At 33.0% G+C, this 4968-nt stretch carries 6 protein-coding genes; all 6 read left to right on the plus strand.

The annotated features are described in order from the left end of the window. Positions 1 to 1037: SusD/RagB family nutrient-binding outer membrane lipoprotein (locus ACTG3S_RS04300; protein ID WP_439128138.1), on the plus strand; the 1037-nt coding region annotated here is incomplete at its 5' end. A 50-nt stretch (positions 1038 to 1087) separates the two neighbouring features. Further along, positions 1088 to 2422, plus strand: coding sequence for a sodium:solute symporter family transporter (locus tag ACTG3S_RS04305; RefSeq protein ID WP_439128139.1), 1335 nt, complete (start codon positions 1088 to 1090; stop codon positions 2420 to 2422). Continuing rightward, positions 2407 to 3234: a metallophosphoesterase family protein gene (locus ACTG3S_RS04310; protein ID WP_439128140.1), complete on the plus strand. Its 828-nt coding sequence runs from the start codon at positions 2407 to 2409 to the stop codon at positions 3232 to 3234. Before ACTG3S_RS04305 ends, ACTG3S_RS04310 begins: the two co-directional genes overlap by 16 nt. A gap of 10 nt (positions 3235 to 3244) precedes the next feature. Then, on the plus strand, positions 3245 to 3736 hold the full coding sequence (locus ACTG3S_RS04315; RefSeq protein WP_439128141.1) for a rhodanese-like domain-containing protein: 492 nt from the start codon (positions 3245 to 3247) through the stop codon (positions 3734 to 3736). Between the two features lie 110 nt (positions 3737 to 3846). Further along, the gene (locus tag ACTG3S_RS04320) at positions 3847 to 4461 is read left to right on the plus strand and encodes a TIGR04282 family arsenosugar biosynthesis glycosyltransferase (protein WP_439128142.1); all 615 of its coding nucleotides are present in this window, start codon (positions 3847 to 3849) and stop codon (positions 4459 to 4461) included. Positions 4462 to 4467: 6 nt separating this feature from the next. Continuing rightward, positions 4468 to 4968: DM13 domain-containing protein (locus tag ACTG3S_RS04325; protein ID WP_439128143.1), on the plus strand; the 501-nt coding region annotated here is incomplete at its 3' end.

Below are 4968 nucleotides of genomic sequence, written 5' to 3' on the forward strand. Positions count from 1 at the left end.
TTGGAGATGTACCCTATTATGAAGCCTTTAATGGTGTGGAAGGTACGGTAACTCCGAAATACGATTTACAAGAAGATATTTATCAAAACGAAAATGGTATTTTAGATAATTTAGATAAAGGGATTGCTGCCATAAATGCTTATGGAGGTTCCATTCAATTAGAAGGCGATATTTTATTTCAGGGCGATTTAAATGCTTGGGTTCGTTTTGCAAATTCATTAAAAATTAAATATTTAATGCGTATTTCTGACAAAGTAAATGTAGCTTCTCAATTACAAGCTATTTTTGCGAGTAGCAATTACATCACTACCAATAGTCAAAATGCAGTTTTTAATTTTACCAATTCAGAACCCAATAATTTTCGTTTGGCACAGTTAAGAGTTGGAGATTTTAACAACTTTGTTCTTTCTGAAACTATGGAAGAAGTTTTAGACAATTTAAATGATACTAGAATGGGTACTTTTTTTAAGCCAGTAGCCAATGCAACTACTACCACTTATAAAGGATTGCTAAATGGTGTAGATGCTACAAGTACATCGATAACACCTGCAGATTATTCTTTATCTGGCACAGCTTTTAGAGAAGATACCTCAGTTTTAGATGCTAATTTTGCGACCGCTTGGGAAACCTCTTTTTTCTTAGCAGAAGCTGCACAAAAAGGATTGATAACTGCCAATGCACAAAACTTATACGAAAATGGAGTTGCCTTAGCCTTTGAGTATTGGCAAACGACTATGCCTACAGATTATTTAACAGGAAATGCGGCTTTTAATGCAGTTGGCACATCACCTTTACAACAGATTATTACGCAAAAATGGATTGCAAATATTATAAACGGCTATGAAGGTTGGACAGAATTTAGAAGAACAGGCTTTCCTGTGCTTAAAAATGTTGCGGCAAGTTTAAATAATGGGTTAATTCCTGTTAGAATGCCCTACCCAGCCGAAGCTGCAACCCTAAATCAAGAAAATTACAAAGTGGCAGAAAATGCCACAGATGGTAATAGTTTGAATGTAAAAGTTTGGTGGAATGAGTAAAATTAGCTCCTTCAGATTTTAAAAATCTGAAGGAACTTCTATATAAATTTATGGAAATAATAAACTATCAATGGGGATTAATTTTAATATCAAGTTTGATATTATTTTTCTTATCACCTTTAGCGAAAACAACAGATCAGTTTTTTAAAGCTGTACACAAAAAAAAAGCACCTAATACCTTGGTATTAACAGGTAGTTTAATCATCTCTTGGATTTTTGCAAAAAGCATCACAAACGCAGCAAACCTTGGTTTAGATTTTGGTTTGGTGGGTGGTGTTGCATATGCAGGTTATTATTTGTCTTTTGCTGTAGCAGGTATCATTATTTATCAGCTAAGAACTAAAGGAAATTTTAAAAGTATCCATGAGTTTTTGATTTCAAAATTTGGAAGAAATGCCATGGCTATTTTTTCAATTTTGATTGCTTTTAGACTTTTTAATGAAGTTTGGAGCAACACCATGGTGATCGGAAGTTACTTCGGAGAAATGGGAAGTTCATCTTACTATTGGGCTATTATCATCTTTACACTCTTAACATTAAGTTATGCGGTTAAAGGCGGTTTAAGTAGTTCCATTTTTACAGATGTCATTCAAATGGTTTTATTTTCCATACTCTTAATCATCATTTTAAGCACTATTTTTTCTACCAATGATTTTTCATCTAAACAAATAGCAACCTCTGGCACTTGGAGTTTTGAACTCGGGTTAAACCTCTTTTTTGCAGCATTGCTGCAATCCTTTAGCTATCCTTTTCACGACCCTGTTTTAACGGATAGAGGCTTTATCAGTTCGCCAAAAGTAACCCGTAAAAGTTTTTTATGGGCCAGTATTTTAGGGGCAATTTGTATTGTTTTTTTTAGTTTAATTGGTGTGTATGCAAAAACCCAAGGTATGCAAGGTCAAGCTGCTGTAGAAGTGGGTAAAGCCTTTGGAGTTGTAATTTTATTAGTCATTAATTTTATCATGATTACCTCTGCCGCCTCTACGCTAGACTCTACATTTTCATCTTTTTCTAAACTATTGGCTGTAGATTTAAATTTGGGAAAATCGGTTTCTTTTGGACGGATTTCGATGATTGCTGTGGCAATTTTAGGTACCATTCCTGTGTTTTTAAATGCAGAAATTTTGTCTGCAACCACGATATCTGGAACTATGGTTATTGGGTTAACGCCCATTTTTATTTTTTGGAAATACAAAGTGCCAAAAAGCAGCTTTTATTTATCTGTTATTTGTGGATTGATTTTCGGAATACTATTAGTTTTTGATGCCTTTCCAAAATCATTAATTTTTACAAAAGGAAAATATGCCAGTTTACTTTGGGTAAATCTTTGGGGAATTTTTAGTTGTATCATTTTATATTTTATTCCAAAATGGATCAAAAAATAGAGCATTTAGGCAAAATATCAGGAAAAATACTGCTTTTTGGTGGTGTGTATAGCAATTTGCAAGCTTTAGAAGCCTTAAAACAAATTGCTGAAAAAGAAAATATTGCTCCAGAAAACTGTATTTGTACGGGTGATATTGTTGGGTATTGTGCACAACCAGAAGAAACTGTTCAACTGTTTAAATTATGGGGTGTAAAAAGTATTGTGGGCAATGTAGAAATTCAGTTGAGAGAAAACGCTTCAGATTGTGGTTGTGATTTTAGAGAAGGTTCTAGATGCGATGGTTTCTCGCAACTTTGGTATCCTTATGCACAAAGCAAATTGAGTAAAAATTCGTTAGAATTTTTAAAAACCTTACCAAACCACATCACTTTTACATATGCTAATAAAAGGACTACTGTTGTTCACGGTTCGTATTTTAATATATCAGAATTTATTTTTAAATCTACCGATTGGAACCTCAAAAAACCAAATTTTAAAGCCACAAATAGTGATGTAATCATTGCAGGGCATTGTGGATTGCCATTTCATCATCAAGAAGAACATAAAACCTGGTTAAATCCTGGAGTGATTGGTATGCCTGCAAATGATGGAAACCCTTCAGTTTGGTATGCCATTTTAGATGATTCAAATAATAGTTTTAACTTTACACATGCAACCTTAGATTACAACTATAAATTAACCAGTAAATTAATGCAAAATGGGTTGTTACCAGAAGAATATTCAAGAACTATTGTAACTGGCATTTGGGATAACACAGAAATTTTACCAGCCATAGAATCTGGTTTGCAAGGTTTTGGCATTCAATTATAAAATCAATACAATGAAAAAAATATTTCTACTCCTTTTATTAGTCTCAGCTTCTGTTTCGGCTCAAAAAAAGTTGGACAAACTACTCAATAAATGGAATACCAGAAATGTACCCTACATGTCTGTAGAAACCTTGGCACTACCAAAAACAGAAGCTATTTTGCTAGACGCAAGAGAAGAAAAAGAATACAAAGTCAGTCATCTTAAAGGTGCTCTTTTTGTAGGGTATGACAAATTTAAACTCAAAGAAACCTTACGAAAATTGCCCAAAGACAAAAACACTAAAATAGTAGTGTATTGTTCTTTAGGTATTCGTTCAGAAACAGTTGCACATAAAATCATTGAGGCTGGTTATACCAATGTATATAATTTATATGGAGGTATTTTTGAATGGAAAAATGCCAATTTTAAAGTGGTCGATACTCTAGGAAACACCACAGAGAAAGTACATGCTTTTAACAAAGATTGGGGCAAATGGTTAAAAAAAGGGAAGAAAGTGTATTAATTGTTAGTTGTTGGTTAAAAATCTAACAATGTCATTTCGACGAAAGGAGAAATCTCTTGCATAAAAACTAAATAATAATATACCAGTTTAACTCGTAGAAATAAAAATTCATGCATAAAAATCTTTTACTCATATTTACCAGAAACCCAGAATTAGGCAAAGCCAAAACACGTTTGGCAAAAACAGTGGGCGATGAAACAGCTTTAGAAATCTATAAATTTTTATTAGAAAGAACCAAAAATATTGCGTCAGCAGTTAAAAATGCAGACAAAGCTGTGTACTATTCTGTAAAAATTAGAGAAAATGATATTTGGGATGCAAACACCTTCCAAAAACACCAACAATTTGGAGAAGATTTAGGCATTAGAATGTTAAATGCTTTTAAAAACGGCTTTAAAGCTGGCTACCAAAAAGTATTAATCATTGGGAGTGATTTATACGATTTATCCTCAAAAAATATTGAAAATGCCTTTACAGCATTAGACAAAAATGATGTGGTAATTGGTCCTGCAGAAGATGGTGGCTACTATTTATTAGGGATGAATTCGCTACAAGAAAAGGTCTTTAAAAACAAAGAATGGGGTACCGAAACTGTTAGAAAAGCGACTTTAACAGATTTAAATGATAAAAAAGTGAAATTATTAGCGTTTAAAAACGACATAGATGTATATGAGGATATTGAAAACATCCCAGAAATTATGCAAACGTTTATCAACGCTAAATAATACACTATGAAAACACTTTTACTTTTTGCTTTTTTAAGTTTCAACTTGGTACAAATTAATGCACAATGTACAGAAAATGTTGGTGGTTTTGGTAATAGTCCTGATGGCCCTTCCTACCACATCAATGGTGATGTAAGTTTAACACTAAATAGCAACAACACAATTACCTTACAATTAGGCACTAACTTTAGCACCACTCCAGGTCCTGATGTTCGTGCATTTTTAGTGGTTTCTGATGGTAAAACGGATGCTGAACTAACAACTACCTTTATCAGTAATTTAAATTATATAGAAATTGGATTAACTCAAGCTAGTGGTGCACAAACCTTAACCGCTTCAATTCCTGAAGGAAAAGACATTACTAAATTTGATAAACTCTTTTTTTATTGCTTACAATTTGATCATTTTTGGGATTTAGGAACTTTCCAAAAATTTACTGCAAACACTTGTGCTGCTTTAAACGTTACTAATTTTCCTGTGGATAAAATTCACATTTACCCAAACCCT

The sequence above is a fragment of the Polaribacter sp. genome, assembly GCF_965656025.1.
In the GTDB taxonomy this organism is placed as follows: Bacteria; Bacteroidota; Bacteroidia; order Flavobacteriales; family Flavobacteriaceae; genus Polaribacter.